The organism is Chitinophaga filiformis (assembly GCF_021646545.1).
Taxonomy (GTDB): domain Bacteria; phylum Bacteroidota; class Bacteroidia; order Chitinophagales; family Chitinophagaceae; genus Chitinophaga; species Chitinophaga filiformis_A.
Genome location: NZ_JAKIRP010000004.1, coordinates 241,903 through 261,112 on the forward strand (window position 1 = coordinate 241,903; position 19,210 = coordinate 261,112).

General features: G+C 47.6%; 15 protein-coding genes. 6 read left to right on the forward strand and 9 right to left on the reverse strand.

The window, feature by feature from the left end; translation table 11 throughout:
• Positions 1–54: 54 nt before the first annotated feature.
• A complete protein-coding gene (locus L3C95_RS13300) occupies positions 55–690 on the reverse strand; it encodes a deoxynucleoside kinase (RefSeq protein WP_199653203.1) in 636 nt (211 codons plus the stop codon).
• A gap of 142 nt (positions 691–832) precedes the next feature.
• Complete coding sequence (trpS, locus tag L3C95_RS13305; RefSeq protein ID WP_236388303.1) at positions 833–1,837, reverse strand: tryptophan--tRNA ligase; 1,005 nt, start codon at positions 1,835–1,837, stop codon at positions 833–835.
• A 107-nt stretch (positions 1,838–1,944) separates the two neighbouring features.
• Here trpS and gatC point away from each other — a divergent pair, with 107 nt between their 5' ends.
• The 3 genes from gatC to L3C95_RS13320 are packed head-to-tail and all read left to right on the forward strand — an operon-like array spanning position 1,945 to position 3,562.
• Positions 1,945–2,235 (forward strand): Asp-tRNA(Asn)/Glu-tRNA(Gln) amidotransferase subunit GatC, encoded by a 291-nt coding sequence (gene gatC, locus L3C95_RS13310; RefSeq protein WP_236388308.1) that lies wholly within the window; start codon positions 1,945–1,947, stop codon positions 2,233–2,235.
• Positions 2,236–2,260: 25 nt separating this feature from the next.
• A complete protein-coding gene (locus L3C95_RS13315; protein ID WP_236388310.1) occupies positions 2,261–2,986 on the forward strand; it encodes an ABC transporter ATP-binding protein in 726 nt (241 codons plus the stop codon).
• A 12-nt stretch (positions 2,987–2,998) separates the two neighbouring features.
• Positions 2,999–3,562, forward strand: a complete 564-nt coding sequence (locus tag L3C95_RS13320) for a cob(I)yrinic acid a,c-diamide adenosyltransferase (RefSeq protein WP_236388312.1) — start codon at positions 2,999–3,001, stop codon at positions 3,560–3,562.
• Between the two features lie 170 nt (positions 3,563–3,732).
• Here the strand turns inward: L3C95_RS13320 and L3C95_RS13325 are convergent, their stop codons facing one another.
• The gene (locus L3C95_RS13325; RefSeq protein ID WP_236388705.1) at positions 3,733–4,395 is read right to left on the reverse strand and encodes an ABC transporter ATP-binding protein; all 663 of its coding nucleotides are present in this window, start codon (positions 4,393–4,395) and stop codon (positions 3,733–3,735) included.
• Between the two features lie 99 nt (positions 4,396–4,494).
• Between L3C95_RS13325 and L3C95_RS13330 the strand changes: the two genes are divergently transcribed.
• Entirely contained in the window at positions 4,495–4,716 is a 222-nt protein-coding gene (locus L3C95_RS13330; protein WP_012794455.1) for a DUF2795 domain-containing protein, read from the forward strand.
• 1,033 nt (positions 4,717–5,749) lie between these two features.
• Here the strand turns inward: L3C95_RS13330 and L3C95_RS13335 are convergent.
• From L3C95_RS13335 to L3C95_RS13355, 5 genes are all read right to left on the reverse strand, one after another.
• Positions 5,750–6,562 (reverse strand): enoyl-ACP reductase, encoded by an 813-nt coding sequence (locus L3C95_RS13335; protein ID WP_199653208.1) that lies wholly within the window; start codon positions 6,560–6,562, stop codon positions 5,750–5,752.
• Positions 6,563–6,643: 81 nt separating this feature from the next.
• Entirely contained in the window at positions 6,644–8,293 is a 1,650-nt protein-coding gene (gene recN, locus L3C95_RS13340; RefSeq protein WP_236388314.1) for a DNA repair protein RecN, read from the reverse strand.
• A gap of 88 nt (positions 8,294–8,381) precedes the next feature.
• Positions 8,382–9,869 (reverse strand): tetratricopeptide repeat protein, encoded by a 1,488-nt coding sequence (locus L3C95_RS13345; protein WP_236388315.1) that lies wholly within the window; start codon positions 9,867–9,869, stop codon positions 8,382–8,384.
• A gap of 150 nt (positions 9,870–10,019) precedes the next feature.
• Positions 10,020–10,772, reverse strand: a complete 753-nt coding sequence (locus L3C95_RS13350) for a zinc ribbon domain-containing protein (RefSeq protein ID WP_089828206.1) — start codon at positions 10,770–10,772, stop codon at positions 10,020–10,022.
• An 8-nt stretch (positions 10,773–10,780) separates the two neighbouring features.
• Positions 10,781–11,875, reverse strand: coding sequence for a Nif3-like dinuclear metal center hexameric protein (locus tag L3C95_RS13355; RefSeq protein WP_236388318.1), 1,095 nt, complete (start codon positions 11,873–11,875; stop codon positions 10,781–10,783).
• Between the two features lie 42 nt (positions 11,876–11,917).
• On the opposite strand from L3C95_RS13355, the gene L3C95_RS13360 reads away from it, so the two are divergent.
• Complete coding sequence (locus tag L3C95_RS13360; RefSeq protein ID WP_236388322.1) at positions 11,918–13,432, forward strand: carboxypeptidase M32; 1,515 nt, start codon at positions 11,918–11,920, stop codon at positions 13,430–13,432.
• On the opposite strand, the gene L3C95_RS13365 is transcribed toward L3C95_RS13360, so the two are convergent.
• The gene (locus L3C95_RS13365; RefSeq protein WP_236388325.1) at positions 13,427–14,095 is read right to left on the reverse strand and encodes a rhodanese-like domain-containing protein; all 669 of its coding nucleotides are present in this window, start codon (positions 14,093–14,095) and stop codon (positions 13,427–13,429) included. The two genes, L3C95_RS13360 and L3C95_RS13365, sit on opposite strands and share 6 nt — an antisense overlap.
• Positions 14,096–14,319: 224 nt before the next feature.
• Between L3C95_RS13365 and L3C95_RS13370 the strand changes: the two genes are divergently transcribed.
• Positions 14,320–19,191, forward strand: a complete 4,872-nt coding sequence (locus L3C95_RS13370; protein WP_236388329.1) for a PKD domain-containing protein — start codon at positions 14,320–14,322, stop codon at positions 19,189–19,191.
• Positions 19,192–19,210 lie beyond the last annotated feature (19 nt).

Genomic DNA, 19,210 nt, shown 5'->3' on the forward strand with positions numbered 1-19,210 from the left:
GAGGAGACAATATTAGGAAATTAATCTTTATTTAAAAAAACTATATCGTAATGATCAGAACAGACCATATAACTGAGAGTCTATTTTCGATATAATCTCTCCCAGATCTTCTTCGCTTTCCGGGAATTTATTCTTGTCGATATCGATGATCAGCAGCGGTCCTTCCGAATATTTTTCTATCCAGTTATTGTAATATTCGTTCAGTCTTTTCAGATAATCCAGGCGGATATTTTCTTCATATTCTCTTCCTCTTTTCTGGATCTGTGCTACGAGTGTAGGCACGGATGCACGCAGATAGATGAGCAGGTCCGGAGGTTTTACCATGGACTTCAGCGTTTCGAAGAAGTTGAAATAGTTGTCAAAATCGCGCTTGGTCATCAGCCCCATTTCATACAGGTTGGGCGCAAAGATGTGTGCATCTTCGTAGATGGTACGGTCCTGGATCACGATCTCATTTCCGTTCTGAATGTCGAGTAGCTGTTTGAGACGCCCGTGCAGGAAGTATACCTGCAGGTTGAAAGACCAGCGTGGCATATCTTCATAAAAATCATTCAGGTAGGGATTATGCTCAACATCTTCGAACTGGGGCACCCATTTATAATGTTTTGACAGCAGCTCAGTAAGTGTGGTTTTTCCGGCTCCAATGTTTCCGGCTATAGCTATGTGTTTAATCTTGCTTTGTTTTGCCATGATAATATCAGGGGTCACTAATCATTCAATTGCAGCCGGCTGGTGGCAGCAAGTAATTAGTTGATAACCTAAAATTTACAAATTATTTGGTTATCAATTGAAAAAACTTGCTACCACTGCCATGCGGCATTATAACGAGTGATTAATAGTAGTGAATTCCAATGAGTTTCCTCGCTTGTTGCAAAGTTTGTGCCGCACTTTCCCTGGCTTTCTCTGCACCTTCTTTCATGATACGGTTCAGGTAAGTCGGATCATTCTGTAAAGCGAGCGCTTTCTCTCTGATGGGAGCGATAAAGTTCACCATGTCATCTCCCAGTTGTTTTTTCATATCTCCGTAGCGGATAGTCTGATTATCGTAGGTGTCGCGGAAATGTTTGATCACCTCCGGTGTACTTACCTGTTCCATCAGCAGGAAAAGATTAGTAACGGCTTCCGACATTGGGGCACCCGGTTCAGGCGTGCCACTATCGGTCTTTGCTTTATTCAGTTTCTTACGGATCAGATCATCGGTATCAGCCAGATATAAAGTCGCCATCTGATTTTCACTCTTACTCATTTTTCCTGTGCCATCCAGACTGGGTATTTTCACCAGATCATCTCCGAAGTTGAATGCAACCGGCTCCGGAAACAGATCACCATAACGTTTGTTGAAGCGTTGTGCGTAGTTACGTGCCATTTCCAGGTGTTGCTCCTGGTCTTTACCCACCGGTACTTTTACAGCACGATGAATGAGTATGTCTGCACTCATGAGTACAGGATAAGTCAGCAAACCGGCGTTTACATTTTCCGGCTGCAGACGCACTTTATCTTTAAAGGTTGGCACTTTTTCAAGTTCCCCCTTATAAGCCATCATATTGAGTAACAGATACAACTCCGCGATCTCTGGAACGTCGCTCTGTACGTACAGTGCGACCTTTTCAGGGTCCAGGCCGGACGCAATATTTTCTGCCAGCACGCGGAACACATTGGCGCGCAGGTCTTTAGGATCAGGATGTGTGGTAAGGGAATGCCAGTCAGCTACAAAGAAATAACAGTTAAATGTTTCCTGCATCCTGATGTAGTTGCGGATAGCGCCAAAATAATTGCCTAAGTGTAAATACCCGGTAGAGCGGATGCCGCTCACCACTATTTCTTTTGATGTAGCCATAATGGGGTGCAAAATAAGGAATTTGCCCATTATGGACTATCGACTATTTAAGGTAACTTTAACGCGGACATGTCCGATATTTATTATTTTTTCATTTAATTTGATTTATGGAAGTGAATGCGATGCTGGTACAACAACTGGCAGACCTGGCAAGGCTTGAATTCAGCGAACAGGAGAAAAAGGAGATCCAGGGAGATCTTCAGCGGATGATCACCTTTGTGGAGAAACTGAATGAGCTGGACACAACTCACGTAAAACCATTATTACATCTGACGGCGGACAGAAACGTGCTGAGAGAAGATACTGTAGTCCCTTCCATAACCCGGGAAGAAGGTTTAAAGAACGCCCCCGCTGCCAACGAGCAATATTTCAAAGTGCCGAAAGTTATCAAGAAATAGATCAACCTTGTAATGCTATAAATCTATGCGCCCGAATTCCGTCATCCATTTGGAACATATCCGTAAAAGCTACTTCATTGGTAAAAATGAACTACCCGTACTGAAAGGTATTGACCTGGACATTTTTAAGAATGAGTATGTAGCGCTGATGGGCCCTTCAGGCTCCGGCAAATCCACCCTCATGAACATGCTGGGATGCCTTGACACGCCTACCAGCGGCAGATATATACTGAGTGGCCATGATGTGAGCAAAATGGAAGACGATGCCCTGGCAAGGGTGCGCAACAAGGAGATCGGGTTCGTATTCCAGCAGTTTAACCTGATGCCGCGTCTCAGCGCACTGGAAAATGTGGCCGTTCCGTTGATCTATGCTGGTATTTCCAAAAAAGAGCGGGAAGATAAAGCCCGGTTCATGCTGGAAAAAGTAGGTCTGGGACAGCGTTACAAACACAAACCCAATGAACTTTCCGGAGGTCAGTGTCAGCGCGTGGCCATTGCCCGCGCCCTGGTCAATGATCCTTCCCTGATACTGGCGGATGAACCTACCGGTAACCTCGACACCAAGACCTCGATTGAGATCATGGAGATATTCGGGAAAATACATGCCTCCGGCAATACGGTGGTGCTCGTAACCCATGAAGAAGATATAGCAGCCCATGCCCGCCGCGTAGTACGTCTGCGTGACGGCCTGATAGAATCTGACAGGAAAAATGAAGAGGTGCTCGCTGACACCGCAAAATCCAATCAGTAAACAAACTCACTGATGTCATTTAAGATCTACACCAAAACAGGCGATCAGGGTAAAACTGCACTGATCGGGGGCACCAAAGTGCCTAAAAGTAACCTTCGCATTGATGCCTACGGTACCGTAGACGAACTCAATTCCTATATTGGCCTGGTAAGCGACTACCTGTCGGCCTATGGCGATACGGTGGCCCTGCTACGGGAGATCCAGGACCGCCTTTTCACGATCGGCTCTTCCCTGGCATGCGATCCTGAAAAGGACACTAAAATGCGTATCCCGGACCTGCAGGCGGCAGATATCACATTGCTGGAAAATAATATAGATAAGATGAACGAGGTATTGCCGGAAATGAAGTCATTCATTATTCCCGGCGGTCACGTGGCAGTATCCACCTGCCATATCGCCCGCTGCGTATGCCGAAGGGCCGAACGCCTGTGTGTGGGATTGCAGGAACAGCAGCAGTTCATCGAACCGCTGGTGCTGCAATATATGAACCGGTTAAGCGATTATCTGTTTGTTTTGGCCCGCTGGACAGGTCATCAGCTCCAGGTAGCCGAAATACCATGGAAGGCGAGGATGTGAGGGCCGGCGTTGCAAATCCCGGAGTTCCACCCCAGGCTACAAACAGGGACTGCTGACGGAGTCCTGTTATGGTTTGTCAATGACGTTTGATATAAACACCAGGAGCTAAAAAGTACGCTTTTACCATGCCTTTGACATGCCTTTACCATGCCTTTGACATGGACTTAACACTACAGCAGCTCCCCTACTATTCCCCCGTCCTTCATGACCAGTTGCCTGTCGCTCATAGGAGCAAGCTCTTCGTTGTGGGTAACAATAATAAAGGTCTGCTGAAACTTATCCCGCAATTCGATGAAAAGCTGATGCAGTTCCCTGGCATTTTTCGAGTCCAGGTTGCCCGTAGGTTCATCGGCCATGACAATGTCCGGCTGATTGATCAGGGCCCTGGCCACCGCTACGCGTTGCTGTTCCCCTCCTGATAACTGGTTCGGCTTGTGTTCCAGCCTGTTGGACAGGCCCAGGGTTTCCAGCAGAAAGGCGGCCCTTTCTTTTACTGCCGCTTTGCGGGTGCCTGCAATATACCCCGGGATACAGACGTTTTCTAAGGCAGTAAACTCCGGTAAAAGGTGGTGAAACTGAAAGATGAAACCCATATGTTTGTTCCTGAAATCAGCCAATGCGCTCCCTTTCAGAAGTCCCAGGTTAACATTATTCAGCCAGATTTCCCCCGAGCTGGGCGTGTCCAGCGTACCGAGTATATGCAGAAGCGTACTTTTGCCAGCACCGGAAGACCCTACGATAGTAACGATCTCTCCCTTGGCTACGGATATACTTACACCTTTCAGGACGTGCAAGTTGGAATAATTTTTGGTAAGATTGCGTGCGGTTAGCATACTCAAAGAAAAGTAATTTAACCTTTAAAATAGTATAGTTGTTTATTTCAAATTAAATAATACTTTTGCGAAAATTCAGAAAGTAAAAATTTCGATAACATGTACTGGACCTTAGAATTAGCTTCATACCTGGAGGATGCTCCATGGCCAGCTACGAAAGACGAATTAATAGATTACGCCATCCGCTCCGGTGCACCGATTGAAGTGATAGAGAACCTGCAGGAACTGGAAGACGAGGGGGAAATTTATGAGGGAATAGAAGATATTTGGTCTGATTATCCGTCGCAAGACGACTTTTTCTTCAACGAAGATGAGTATTAGACGGATTATTTTCCATTATTGTTGCCTCAGCAATTCGCCTATGCTTAAAAAGTTTAGCCGTTCCTTTTCTTAGGAGGAACGGCTTTTTTTATATCCTGATCAGAAATATCATACATGATCAGAAGTACGAGCACGGAGTGAACTGGAATTGTATGCCCCAAAAGATTGTCTTTCCTTTACCCAACTGAAACTGGGTATATTTTCGTGTTATAAATAACGTGAGGTAATGTATGTTATGCCATGTATCAATTGCCGTGGGCAAAAATGATACGCGGTAAATACGTTGTTGTGTTATCATCCAGGGCCATAAAACGTGGGATACCTGCGGTTCCCGGGGATTTACGGGGATTCACGGGGTTGCGGGGATTCACGCGTCTCCCCGGGGTTGCCGGGATTCACGGGGTTGCGGGGATTCACGGGTTGTGGGGATTCACGGGTTGCGGGGATTCACGGGTTGCGGGGATTCACGGGTTGCGGGGATTCACGGGTTGCGGGGATTCACGGGGTGCGGGGATTCACGGGGTTTCATGGGGATTCACGGGCCGGGATTCACGGGGTTGCCGGGATTCACGCGTCTCCCCGTTGTTGCAACCCGCGCTACAAATACCGGACTCCTACCGGAGTCCTATTGTGGTTTGTTAATGGCCGTTGTTGCAACCCGCGCTACAAACGGTGGACTCCTACCGGAGTCCTATTGTGGTTTGTTAATGACTTTTGTTATACCCGGGATACCCAGGAACAACCCTCGCTTTTAACTGCATATAACGCCGTACAAGCAATGGTTCTCCTATGGCTAACTTACGTTCATCTTACGTTCAAAGACGCAGGATGAACGTAAGTTAGCCATAGGAGAACCATTGCTTGTACCTCGCCACATCCTTGTCAGGACACGGAAGCATACGCTCATTTCCAGGCTTTCACCCGGGGTAAAAACACATCGTTTCTTCGGCGCACTGCGGCGGCGCTATAAATAAAAGAAGCCGTGAAAAGGAGTACTCCTCTTCACGGCTTTTAATTATGTTATTACGACTGATTACTTTTCCATCTGCTCAATTACCTCTGCGGATACACCGGTAAATGAGAAACCACCATCGTGGAACAGGTTCTGCATAGTCACCATCTTTGTCAGGTCAGAGAACATGGCGATACAGTAGTCAGCACACTGTTGTGCAGTGGCGTTACCCAGCGGGCTCATTTTCTCTGCGTAGCCGATGAAACCATCGAAACCTTTCACACCGCTACCGGCAGTTGTTTTGGTAGGAGACTGGGAGATGGTGTTCACACGTACTTTCTTCTTGAAACCATAGTGGTAACCGAAGCTGCGTGCTACTGATTCCAGCATGGATTTAGCATCTGCCATTTCGCTGTAGTCAGGGAACACTCTCTGAGCAGCGATGTAGGTCAGCGCTACTACGGAAGCCCATTCATTCAAAGCATCCAGCTGGTACGCGGTCTGCAGCACACGGTGCAGGGACATAGCTGAGATATCGAATGTTTTGTGAGAGAAATCATAATCCAGGTCGGTGTAAGATCTGCCTTTACGCATATTGATACTCATACCCACAGAGTGCAGTACGAAATCTATTTTGCCGCCAAAATGCTCCATGGATTTAGTGAAAAGGTTTTTCAGATCATCCATATTGGTAACATCAGCGGGTATAACAGGAGCCTTACACAATTCAGCCAGTTTGTTGATCTCTCCCATACGTAATGCTATAGGAGCATTGGTCAGCACAATTTCGGCGCCTTCTTCCACACAACGTAATGCTGTGCTCCAAGCCATAGACTTCTCGTCCAACGCACCAAATATGATACCTTTTTTTCCTTTTAATAAGTTATGAGCCATTGGGTTCAAAAATTAATTTCGGCAAAAATAGCTGTTATAGTTGAAAAAAAAAGATTAATTGAAAAGCGATCAATTGATTAGCTATTTCACCAGCTCCCTTGCATTTTCCAGTGCTGCTGCCGTAGGCTTCTCCCCGCTCAGCATCTGGGCAATTTTATTGATACGCTCTTCCCTTGTCAGCAGCCTTACGTTGGTGGTTACCTTACCATCACGGGCATCCTTAAACACAAAGTAGTGCGCATCTGCCTTACCCGCAATCTGCGGCTGGTGAGTGATGCAGATGATCTGGTGACCACGGGCCATATCTTCCATGATAAAGCTGACCTGACGGGCCGCTTCTCCGGAGATACCGGTATCAATTTCATCGAATATCAGTGTAGGCAGGGCTACCGACTGTGCTACCAGCGATTTGATGCACAACATCAGCCTGCTCAGCTCACCACCGGAAGCTACCTTCCTGATAGGCGCGAACTGACCACTTTTATTGGCATCAAAAAGGAATTCAATAGTATCCTGTCCGTAAGGGTTGAGTCCTCCCTGAGCGATAGAAGCTTTCAGACGGGCATTCGGCATACCTACCTGTGCCAGCAGGGCATTTACCTTTTCTTCAAAAGGTGCTGCTGCAGCTACACGTGCAGCCGTGATAGTATCTGCCTGTTGCTGAAGGACGGCCTGCAATGCCTCCAGTTCGGTTTCCAGAGCTGCCAGCTTTTCATCCAGGTTCAATGCCCCTTCAACACTGCCGGTCAGCTTTTCCTGGATCTGCAGCAATTCTGCCGTAGTCTGTACACCATGCTTCTTCAGCAGTTTATAACCCATTGACAACCGTTCATTCACCAGTTCTATACGTGCGCCGTCGAACTGCACCTGGTCATTCATATGGCCTATCTCCGATGAAATATCCTGTAGTTCCACATAGGCAGATTGCAGTCTTTCAGCTACCGCCGGAGCGTCTTTATGGAACGCAGCCAATGCCTGTACGGAAGACTGTATCTGTTTCAGCTGCTGGAGGATAGGCTGTTCATCTTCATTCAGCTGGAAATATACACGGCTCAACGTGTTACGGATCTCTTCCGCATGGCTTAATACCTTCAGCTCTGCGTCCAGCTCTTCGATCTCGTTAGGCGTAAATGCAGCATCCGACAGTTCATCCAGCAGGAATTTATTATAGTCCAGTTCCTTATTGGCGCTGTCACGCTGGTCTTTCAACTGCTTCAGCTGTCGCTGTACCTGGGAATAGCGCTGGAACTGCTGCTGGTATTGCTGCATTACAGCCGGCTGGTTCACCAGTGCATCCAGTACTTCCCGCTGGAAATCGGATTTTTCCAGCTCCAGCGTATCGAACTGCTGATGGAGGTCCACCAGGTACTGGCTTAATTCTGTAAGCTGGTTCAGATTAACGGGCGTATCATTGACAAATGCACGTGACTTCCCGGCAGCACTGATCTCCCTGCGGATGATCAGCTGATCTTCCATATCCAGTTCATACTGTTGAAAGAAGGCCGCCACCTGCGATTTTTTAACTTTAAATGCACCCTCTATCACACACTTTGCTTCTTTGTCAAGCAACATTCCCGGGTCTGCACGCTCTCCCAATATTAATGACAACGCACCCAGCACGATCGACTTACCGGCACCTGTTTCCCCTGTAATTACATTCAGGTTGCCGGAGAAATCCACCTCCAGGTGATCAATGATCGCGTAATTCTTGATAGTTAGTTTCTGTAGCATAAGGAGTATTGGAAATACGAATATATCACATTGGATTATTCCGCAAATTAATACACATATTACGAACTGTATTTGCGTAGTGACAGGCTCAACCTCCATTTAAACGTTGCAAGCCTGCCTTCGCGCGCTGATCGAGTGAATTCTTATAGTCATGTCCTTTCATATCCAGACAGGCCTGGTAGCACTTCTGCGCCTTAGCCTTGTCATTCCTTTTCTCATAGATATATCCCATCTGTAAAGATGCCCTGGCTGCAAAATATTCCGGCCTGTTAGAGCCCGTTTTTACCGTTACCTCATACATAATGATAGCATTATCATCCTGCCCCATTTCATCGTAAATACGACCCAGGCGATAGGCATATTCCAGCTTTTCTTCCATGCTTCCGAAATCAGCTGCTTTCTTTGCCTGCAACAGTTTCAGCGCCTCCTGGAAATAACCTCCGTCGCTCAGCAGACGGGCCTTCAACAATAAAGGATGTGGCCATTTACCGCTTTTGGCGTCTTTCAATGCCTGCTTATCTGCATCGGTTTCCGTATTTCCCCTGGTGAGGATCATATTACGGTATTTATTGGCAGCTTCCATATTATTATGCAGGTAGTAATACCAGCTAAGACGTTGCAAGCCTTCCTTGAGATAGAATTTCCCTTTAAAGCGGTCAATGAATTTCAACAGGTAGACATTCGCATCGTCGTCCTGCCGGCACAGTTTCAATTGCCCCAGCAGGTAATATACATAGGGGATCTCTTCGTACTGCACACTATCATTCCGCTCCGTCAGCACTTTAATACCCAGTGAGGCCTTCTGATTATTCATGGCAATATTAGCCACCATCAGGGCAAAGAGATAGTTGTTCTTAGTATCCAGCTTGTATTTCTGAATAAATCCCCATACATCTTCCGGCTTGTTCTCTATGAATAATTTCAGATAGCAATAGTAATAGCACGCTTCTTCCCGGAACAATCTCGCAACTTCCGTATTACTGTCTATCACCTGTTGTACCGACTGCATACCCTCACGGATACTGCCTTTCATTCCAAGTGTATTGGAGATCCAGCGCAATCCTTCAGGAATGGTACCGAAAACTGTTTGCATTGATCCTGCCAGCATGTTGTTGGGCAGGAACTGAGGAAATTTTTTCTGGTTATCTTTTAATAGCAGATAGGCTTTACGGATATCCCACACGGCATCCCAGCGTTCACTGAACTTTACACGGATCATTCCCCACTGGAAGCGGATTGCGGCCTGGGTGTACAGATAATAGGGCGAGTTCGTTGGTCCTTCTTCCATACGTGCAAGCCGCTCGGCTCTGAGTGGCTTTCTCTGCGCATACAACGCCGGATCTTCATTAAAGAAGAGGAGAAAGAAATCAGTATAGTTATCGAGGAAATACGGGATGAGGTTATCGGGGTTCGCCTTTTTCTCTTCTTCCAACAGGGCCGTTCCTGCGTCAAGACGTAGCTGCATGATGGCGTCATAGGCTTGCTGACAACGGATATTGAAGTCGTAAACCTTCTGCCGTGCTGATACCGAAAACGAAATACTTAAAATTAATCCCAGCAGGAATGATGTGCGCATGAAACAAAGATATCTGATTAATAACTCCGGGCCTATCTAACCAAATTCCAAACCAAATTTTAACACTTCCTTCCGGCCTGAATGTAAAAGTCCCGGCATAAAAGCCGGGACTTCTTTATACTATTTAAATGAGGTATATCGCACTATTTATTAGATAGTCACGGTTGCGTCCAGGTCATTATCAACCAGGATACGGCCGCAATGCTCGCAAACGATGATCTTCTTACGCTGGCGGATCTCAGCCTGGCGTTGAGGAGGAATAGCGTTGAAACAACCGCCACAGGAATCGCGGGAGATGGTCACCACAGCCAGACCGTTACGGTAGTTGGTACGGATCTTCTCGTAAGCAGCCAGTAAACGGGCTTCTACCTTGGTGCGTGCTTCATCGCTCTGTTTGCGGAAAGCTTTCTCTTCTTTCTCGGTTTCAGCGATGATCTTTTCCAGTTCGCCTTTCTTGTGCTTCAGGTTAGACTCCTTATCAGCGATCAGCTTCTTGGCGCTATCCAGGTTACGGCTCTTGTCCTTCACCTCTTCGTTCGCATCTTTGATATGCTTCTCAGCCAGTTTGATCTCCAGCGACTGCATTTCGATCTCTTTGGTGATAGCTTCGAACTCACGATTATTCTTAACGTTATCCTGTTGCTTCTCGTATTTCTTCATCAGGGCCTCTGACTCTTTAATCGCCGCCTTCTTGTTGGCAATAAAGTCCTGGATGCCACGGATTTCGTCCTCTACATGAGACAGACGGGTGTTCAGCCCTTCGATCTCATCTTCCAGATCCTTTACTTCCATTGGCAACTCTCCCTTCAACACCTGGATTTCGTCCAGTCTGGAGTCCATCTTCTGTAGCCTAAGTACAGACGCCAATTTTTCTTCTACGGAGTATTCTTTTACAGTAGCCATGTATGTTTTTATAAGTAATTTACCGGATTTGTACGAATTGTAGATTTAAGAGGCGCAAAATTAGGGAATTTTTCGGTCAATATATGATAAAATAATTCAACCGTAAACTGCTCACTCTCGAAATGTCCTACATCCGCTATAACTATCTGATTTTCAGCATCAAAAAATTCATGGTATTTGAAATCAGCTGAAATATAAGCATCTGCCCCTGCTGATATCGCCTTTTTCAGGAGGAAACTACCCGCTCCTCCGCAAAGGGCCACTTTTTTAACAGGCTTTCCCCTGAGTGGTGTATATCTCACGCATCCCGTATCGAACTGCTGTTTCACCCAGCGCAGGAACGTTTCCTCATCCATCGGCTCTTTCAGGTATCCCACCAGTCCGGAGCCTACCTCTCCGTATGTATTCTCCAGTTTCACGATATCATAAGCCTCTTCTTCATACGGATGGCTATCCTCCAATGCCCTGATCACATATTGTTCCAAATATAAAGGAAATATCACCTCCACCTTTGTTTCGGCTTCATAATGCCGCTCGCCGACCTTGCCCACATGAGGGTTCGTGCCCTCTCCGCCCTTGAAAGTGCCCGTTCCTTCACCATTGTAACTACACTCGCTGTAAGCGCCAATGTGTCCGGCGCCGGCTGCAAAGAGGGCCGTACGCACTTTCTCAGCATCTGCCTGTGGCACAAATGTATAGAGTTTGCGCAGCAGCTCTCTTTTAGGCGACAGCACACTGCAATCCTGTAAGGCCAGTTTCCGGGCCATCATCTCACAGACGCCGTTCCTTACATTATCCAGGTTGGTATGGGCCGCATAAACAGCTATATCATTTTTGATCGCTTTGATGGCCACTCTTTCCACGTAGTTATTACCATTGATCTTTTTCAGTCCACCGAAAACAATAGGATGATGAGCCACCACCAGATTGCATTTCCTGGCAATAGCTTCCTCTATTACAGCTTCGGTAGCATCCAGCGTCAATAACACGCCGGTTACTTCCCAATCCGGGCTGCCAAACAGCAATCCGGCATTGTCGTAGCTTTCCTGGTATTGTAATGGTGCAAATGCCGCTATGGCATTGGTAATATCCCTGATCTTCATATCGACGGTAATTTACCCCTACTTTTGCACAAAATCAAAAGCATGGCACAGACCTCATCTACAATAACCCAATACGAAGCTTATAAGGGAAAGATGCAACAGATCGCTGATATCCGGAATGCGATTGCCGTACTTAGCTGGGACCAAGAAACCTATCTGCCGGAGAAAGGGGCTGCGTTCCGCGGACAACAGATCACTACGCTCAGTACGCTTTCCCATGAATTGTTCACTGCCCCACAGCTGGGCGACCTGCTGGAAACACTTAATAAGGAAAAAGAAGCGCTGGACCCTGTAGCTGCAAAGAACATCACTTTGTCACTGGAAGACTATCAGAAAAACAAGAAATACCCGGCCAGCTTTGTGGCGGAATTGTCGCAGACCACCAACGAATGTTATCATGCCTGGATCAATGCACGGAAGGAAGGTAACTATGCTGTGTTTCAACCTGTACTGAACAGAATGGTGGAACTGAAAAGAAAAGAAGCAGACATCCTGGGCTATGAAGGCCATCCTTACAATGCCCTGCTGAACGAATATGAAAAAGGCGCTACCACCTCCATGCTGGACAAGATATTCAGTGATGTTAAAACAGCGCTTACCCCCTTGTTACGCACCATTGAACAGCGGCCACAGGTAAAGAAGGATTTCCTGCACCTGCACTATGACCGCAACCGTCAATGGGAATTTGGTATCCAGTTACTGAAAGCCATGGGCTACGATATGGCTGCGGGCAGGCAGGATGTTTCAGAACATCCGTTCACTACCAGTTTCAGTCCGCAGGACGTAAGGGTCACCACCCGCATTGATGAGAAAGATTTCGGGAATATGACCTGGAGCTGTATCCATGAAGGCGGCCATGCCTTGTATGAACAGGGGCTCGACACCGCCGCCTACGGCCTGCCTTCAGGTGAGGCTGCCAGTCTGGGCATCCATGAATCGCAGTCCCGGCTATGGGAAAATAATGTAGGCCGTAGTCTGGTGTTCTGGCAGCATCATTATCCGCAGTTACAGCTTTTATTCCCTGATAATCTGAGCAATGTAAGTTTGCAGGACTTCTATAAAGCCATCAACCTGGTACAGCCGTCCCTCATCCGTACGGAAGCCGATGAACTGACCTATCACTTTCACGTGATGGTGCGGTATGAAATTGAGAAAGGATTGCTGGAGGGAACCTATCAGACGAAAGATCTTCGCGACATATGGAATTCCTATTATAAGGAATTTCTGCACGTAACTGTCCCTAATGATACTCAGGGCGTTTTACAGGATATCCACTGGTCACATGGCAGCTTCGGTTATTTTCCCACCTATTCCCTTGGCAGTTTTTACGCAGCACAGTTCTTTGCGACTGCACAACAGCAGATCCCCGGACTGACCGGGCAGATCGCCGGCGGCAAATACGACGAACTACTGACCTGGTTACGCCAGCACGTACATCGCTATGGCCGTTACTATACTTCCAATGAGCTGTGTGAGAAAATAACCGGTGAGCCGTTGAATTTCAAATACTTCCTGGATTATGCCACCCAAAAGTTCGGCGATATCTACGGGTTATAACTTGTCGTATACACCTTGTTTCCGCCACACTTCCCTGCCGTCCCTGTAAAGAATAAAGGTAGGCAGGGAAGTGGCGTTTACAGCCTGCATAACCTCGCGGTCACGCCCGCCGTCCACCTTCAACAGGTGTACAGTTTTATTTTCTTTCAGGTACGCCTCAATGACAGGCGCCATTTTCCTGCAGGGAGGGCACCATTCAGCGCCCACATCTACCAGCACATCGCCCGAGGCAATGGCAGTGCGGAAAGTATCAACGCTCATCTGTTGCTGATCAGCTGCTCCTTCTACAGTCAGGCCTGCCTGCTTCCAGGCATTGATCCCTCCCTTCAGTTCGATAACCTCTCTGAAGCCGTTTTCACGCATCCACCTGGCGGCGGCAGTACTCCTTCCGCCGCTTAAACAATATACGTATATAGTTTGTTGTTTGTCAAGGTATTGTACTCTTTCAATGAACTCTTGCTTTTTCGTATAATCGGCCTGTAATGCATTGTGCAGGTGACCGGTGTTAAATTCTCCGGCTGTTCTAACATCAAATACCTGTGCATCCTTTTTCTGTATAGACTGCTGAAATACAGGCACATCTACCTGTTGGGCGCTGGCACTACTCATTACTGAAATAAGTAAACCTACAAGTGCCACGTATGTATAACATTTATAAATCATATTTTTGCTATATATTGTTGAGCTTGTGCATCCGTAAATTGTTCGTTAAGTGCTGCGTTGAATAACTTTTGTGTGATTTTGGGACAGCCCCTGGACTACTTGTGCAAAGTTTACGTTTTAATTTTTACGGATCAGTATTTTAATCGCATTATTTATTTTTTTTATTTTTTACACTTTATTTTTCACCTGTGCTGACGTCAAAAGACAACGGCCATATCCGGAAAATGAAACACCAATACCTACGCCAATTTAAGCACTTCTGGTATGCATTGTCATGCTTTATAGTGCTCTTTCTGCTTTCAGGCGCCAAAGCGCAAGCACAGAACACCGTAGCATTTACCGCCGACAACTGGAGTGGTTGCGGAGCAGTGTTCGTACAATTTACAAATCAGTCAAGCCCCGTAGGTTCAGCCACGTGGGACTTTGGGGACGGAGGCGCTCAATCCACATTATGGAACCCCACACGTTCGTTTAACAGACCTGGTAATTTTACGGTGACCCTGACGGTAACCTTTCCCAACGGGCAGGTTAGCTCCACCCAACACGTAGTGAACGTATACGACAGGCCGACGGTCAATTTTGCAACATCGTCGCTTGCAGGTTGTACGCCGGTGAACGTAACATTCACTGACCAGTCGACTCCTGGAGACGGAAGTATCACCAGCATCAGCTGGGACTTCGGGGACGGGAACGGCGCAACCGGCTCTACTACATCCCATGTATACGACAGGGGTGGCAGTATTGTAGCTACGTCGATTGTCACTAACAGCTTTGGTTGTACCAACAGTGGCTCCCAGACACTGCAGATAAATGCTACCCCCCAGGTATCATTTACGAGCAACAACAGGGGTGGATGCCGTGCGCCAACGACTGTTAATTTTACCAATACGACTACTATCAACACAGTAGGCGCACCGCCGGCCATCAGCTATCTGTGGGACTTCGGTGACGGCACAACCAGCACGGACCAGCATCCGAGCCATGATTATACCACCACCGGTAGTTTCCCGGTAAGGCTGACAGCCACCACTGCAAATGGTTGTACACAAACCGTTAATCTGCCCAACTATATCGTGGTTACTACTGCAACAGCAGATTTTACTGTTACGCAGGCCTGTACCAATAGTAATGTGACCTTTACAAATACTACTCTGCCAGCTCCGGTATCTGCTACCTGGACATTCTCGGATGGTACTGTATTGAACACGATAGATGCGGTAAGGACCTTCCCTACTGCAGGGCCGTATTCTGTAACACTGAGATCTATCTCTGCGGATGGTTGTGAAGCTGTTGTTACACGGAACTTCACTATTTCCGGTCCGCCGACAATAAATTTCACTATGTCGCCAACCACGGCCTGCGCCGTGCCCGCAAATGTGCAGTTTACACCTTCCGGCACCGGCGCTACCACCTGGGCCTGGGACTTTGCAGATGGCTCTACCAGTAATCAACGGAACCCGCTGCACAGTTTTACCGCAGAAGGTACCTATAATGTGAAGGTAGTGGCTACGAGTGCAGCAGGTTGTAGAGACTCTGCTGTTAACTCTATTACCATCAGGAGGCCGACACTTGCGATCACCGGTACCAGCAGAGGTTGTATACCACTGAACGCAACTTTCGGCACCACTATCGTAAGCCCTGACCCTGTAGTATCATATGCCTGGAATTTCGGAGACGGGACTACTTCTACCGCTCCTACCCCATCACATGTGTACACTACTCAGAACCGATATACTGTCAACCTGACTATCACTACCCAGTCAGGTTGTACACAAACCGCCACTTACGATGTAAGAGCCGGCAGTCCGATCAATGTTGACTTTACAGTTAACCAGAACAGTGGCTGTCAGCCAACAGTATTCAACTTTACCGATCAGTCCACCCCGGCAATAGGCGGTTTGACATACCTGTGGACATTTGAGGAAAATGGTAGTGCTGCAGGTACCTCCGCTGTGAGAAATCCAAATTATGTGTTCAATACGATCGGGATGCATGATGTGACACTGACCGTTACCAACAACGGTTGTTCACAGAGTCTGACCAAGCCTAATTATATTGAAACACTCGCGCCGATAGCAGACTTCGCGATAGGCGCTGTTGATTGTGCCAATCCATTCACGCGGACGTTTACTGACGAAACCAACTGGGGCACCGGCCCTGTAGGTACCTATTCATGGGACTTTGGCGACGGTACAACCGCCAATACGCCATCTCCTACGCATACATATACTGCGGATGGTACTTACACTGTTGTGCTGAGCGTATCTAATGGTAGCTGTACTTCCACCTTCTCTGCTATCGTAAGGGTCTTTACAGCAAAACCAGTGATCTACGCTACTCCAAATGTGGTTTGTCTCGGTACTTCGACAGCTTTAACTGTAGACCCTTTCCCTCCAGGTACTGTTACTTCCTTCAGATGGAATTTCGGTGATGGAAGAACAGGTAGCGGTACCAGCAGACCAATAGTTACCTATAGAAATACCGGCACTTATAATGTTGTCTATACAGCCAACGACGTGAACGGTTGTCCACACGTGTCTGATCCGCTGACAGTAGAAGTGAACGGTTCAGTGGCAGGATTCGTGGTCGACCCACGCCAGTGTAAAGACCAACCGGTTAGCTTCACTGACCAGTCTACCACCCGCGCCGGCAATTCAATCGTTTCCTGGACATTCGACTTTGGTGATGGAACAACTCCGGTGGCCTATACTACCCAGCCGGTGAACATCACGCATACTTACAGCCTGACCGATACCTTCCAGGTAATACTGACAGTAAGGGACAACACAGGTTGTGAAGACACATCCATCCAAAGCGTTGTGATTCCTGATATAACCGCCGGATTTACTGCACAAAGCAACATTGCCTGTCTGAATGTACCGTTCCAGTTTGAAAATACTTCTGTGACAGAGCCACTGACCTACGCGTGGACATTCGGAGACGGCGGTACCAGCACAGATAAAGATCCGGCACATATCTACACTTCACCTGGAAGATATTCTGTAACGCTGGCTATAACAAGTCCTAACGGTTGTACGGCTAACGTTTCCAGAACAGACTTCCTGTCGGTGCCTAATCCGATCGCAGACTTTGTCTTCCCGAATGTAGCGGGCGATATCTGTCCTCCGGTTTCGGTGCAGTTCACCAACCGCTCTACCGATTATGTGAGAACTTCCTGGGATTTCGGCGACGGTAGTGCGTCAGACGAAGACAATCCAATGCATAACTATATCAGGCCCGGCACCTTCCCGGTTACCTTAACGGTTTACTCTGAAGGTGGTTGCGCAAGCCCTGTTGCCGGACCCAGAGACATTACAATTGCAGGTCCTGACGGTACCTTCACAGTAACTCCGGAATCAGGCTGCTGGCCGCTGACAGCTAGTATGACAGCTGTATCGGCAACTGCACAGCGATTCATCTGGGACTTTGGAGATGGTTATTCCGTACGTACCACCACGCCTGCTTCTCCATCTTATACTTATCAGAAAGAAGGGGTATACTACCCGGTTGTATTGCTGGAAGACGCCCGTGGATGTACAGTACCGGCAACAGGTAATCCGAAAATCACCGTAGACAGGATCACCGCTGCTTTCAGCGCAGATGTGACGCAGGCTTGTGACGGAGGAACCGTAGAATTCAGTGATTCCACTAAAGGTGTTTCTATTGAAGATGGCATGGCGGCTACCTATGTATGGGACTTCGGTGTGACCGGCCGTACAGATGATGTGGCCACCGGACCTAACCCAACTTTCATCTATGATGCTCCAGGTTCTTACACTGTAACATTGACTGCTACCAGTTATTATGGCTGTGTGAAGGATACTACCATGCAGATAGACATAGAAGCGAAACCTGTAGCCCAGATAGCACCGGTTACACCGGTCTGCGTCGGCCAGCCGGTGCAGCTGGTAGGAACGGACGCGCGGAACCTGCCGGGTACTACCTGGAACTGGACAACCAATAATCAGCAATATAATGTACAGACACCTCCGGCTATTACTTATCCGCAGGCAGGCCCTCAGCCGGTACAATTGATCATTACTACTGCCAGTGGTATCTGTAGCGATACTGCCACTGAAAATGTACAGATAGAAGCTTATCCGACTTTATCACCAACACCGGTTGCAGCCAGCATATGCCGTGGCCAGTCTGTTACACTGCAGGCAAATACACAGGCGGGTGTGGATATTACCTGGACAGACTATAACATTTCTGACATCAAAAGTGCTTCTCCGATTGTTACACCTGATATAGACACTACTTATCACGTCGTAGCTGTGAATGCTGCGGGTTGTAGCGCAGAAGGAGATGTTAGCGTAACCGTATCACAGCCATTCACCGTACAGGTGAATCCTGGTGGGGATATTTGTCCGGGAGGAGCTATACAGCTACATGCTGAAGGCGCAGTTACCTATAAATGGACACCTTCAACAGGCCTGAGCAATCCGGATATCGCTAATCCGATGGCCACTCCGGAATCCACCATCACTTACCAGGTAGTAGGATATGGTAACGATAATTGCTTTACTGACACCTTAACGTCTACCGTTACCGTACATCCGGCTCCTGTTGTGGATGCGGGCGAGGATATGGAAGTTCCGACAGGTTCAGTGATACAGTTACCGGTGACAGGCAGCAGCGATATTACACAGATAGAATGGTGGCCAGCCAACTCGCTGAATTGCGTGGATTGCCTCACACCAATAGCAACGCCAAGAGAAAATACCACCTACCATGTAAGAGTGTCCAACGCTTATGGTTGTACCACGCTGGATGACGTTACCATCAGGCTGGTATGTTCATCAGGTGCGATCTTCCTGCCGAACACTTTCACACCGAACAGTGACGGCGCAAACGACATCTTCTACATCAGGGGTAAGGGAGTAAAATCTGCCAAATCTTTCAGAATATATAACCGTTGGGGCCAACAGGTATTTGAAAGGACCAACTTTAATATAGAGGATCCGGCATATGGATGGGATGGTCGTGTGAATGGCCAGCCAGTGAATCCGGACGTGTTTATCTACGTAGCAGAACTGGTTTGCGACTCTAACGAAACTTTCACCCTTAAAGGAAATGTAATGCTGGTCAGGTAAGCCATACCTGCCAGCATCC

Excerpts from the sequence above, each read along its gene's own strand:
- L3C95_RS13355 (WP_236388318.1), bottom strand. The coding sequence starts at position 11,875 with ATGAAGATCAGGGATATTACCAATGCCATAGCGGCATTTGCACCATTA.
- L3C95_RS13325 (WP_236388705.1), bottom strand. The coding sequence starts at position 4,395 with ATGCTAACCGCACGCAATCTTACCAAAAATTATTCCAACTTGCACGTC.
- L3C95_RS13330 (WP_012794455.1), top strand. The coding sequence starts at position 4,495 with ATGTACTGGACCTTAGAATTAGCTTCATACCTGGAGGATGCTCCATGG.
- recN (WP_236388314.1), bottom strand. The coding sequence starts at position 8,293 with ATGCTACAGAAACTAACTATCAAGAATTACGCGATCATTGATCACCTG.
- L3C95_RS13345 (WP_236388315.1), bottom strand. The coding sequence starts at position 9,869 with ATGCGCACATCATTCCTGCTGGGATTAATTTTAAGTATTTCGTTTTCG.
- trpS (WP_236388303.1), bottom strand. The coding sequence starts at position 1,837 with ATGGCTACATCAAAAGAAATAGTGGTGAGCGGCATCCGCTCTACCGGG.
- L3C95_RS13360 (WP_236388322.1), top strand. The coding sequence starts at position 11,918 with ATGGCACAGACCTCATCTACAATAACCCAATACGAAGCTTATAAGGGA.
- L3C95_RS13370 (WP_236388329.1), top strand. The coding sequence starts at position 14,320 with ATGAAACACCAATACCTACGCCAATTTAAGCACTTCTGGTATGCATTG.
- L3C95_RS13300 (WP_199653203.1), bottom strand. The coding sequence starts at position 690 with ATGGCAAAACAAAGCAAGATTAAACACATAGCTATAGCCGGAAACATT.
- L3C95_RS13365 (WP_236388325.1), bottom strand. The coding sequence starts at position 14,095 with ATGATTTATAAATGTTATACATACGTGGCACTTGTAGGTTTACTTATT.
- L3C95_RS13320 (WP_236388312.1), top strand. The coding sequence starts at position 2,999 with ATGTCATTTAAGATCTACACCAAAACAGGCGATCAGGGTAAAACTGCA.
- L3C95_RS13315 (WP_236388310.1), top strand. The coding sequence starts at position 2,261 with ATGCGCCCGAATTCCGTCATCCATTTGGAACATATCCGTAAAAGCTAC.
- L3C95_RS13335 (WP_199653208.1), bottom strand. The coding sequence starts at position 6,562 with ATGGCTCATAACTTATTAAAAGGAAAAAAAGGTATCATATTTGGTGCG.
- L3C95_RS13350 (WP_089828206.1), bottom strand. The coding sequence starts at position 10,772 with ATGGCTACTGTAAAAGAATACTCCGTAGAAGAAAAATTGGCGTCTGTA.
- gatC (WP_236388308.1), top strand. The coding sequence starts at position 1,945 with ATGGAAGTGAATGCGATGCTGGTACAACAACTGGCAGACCTGGCAAGG.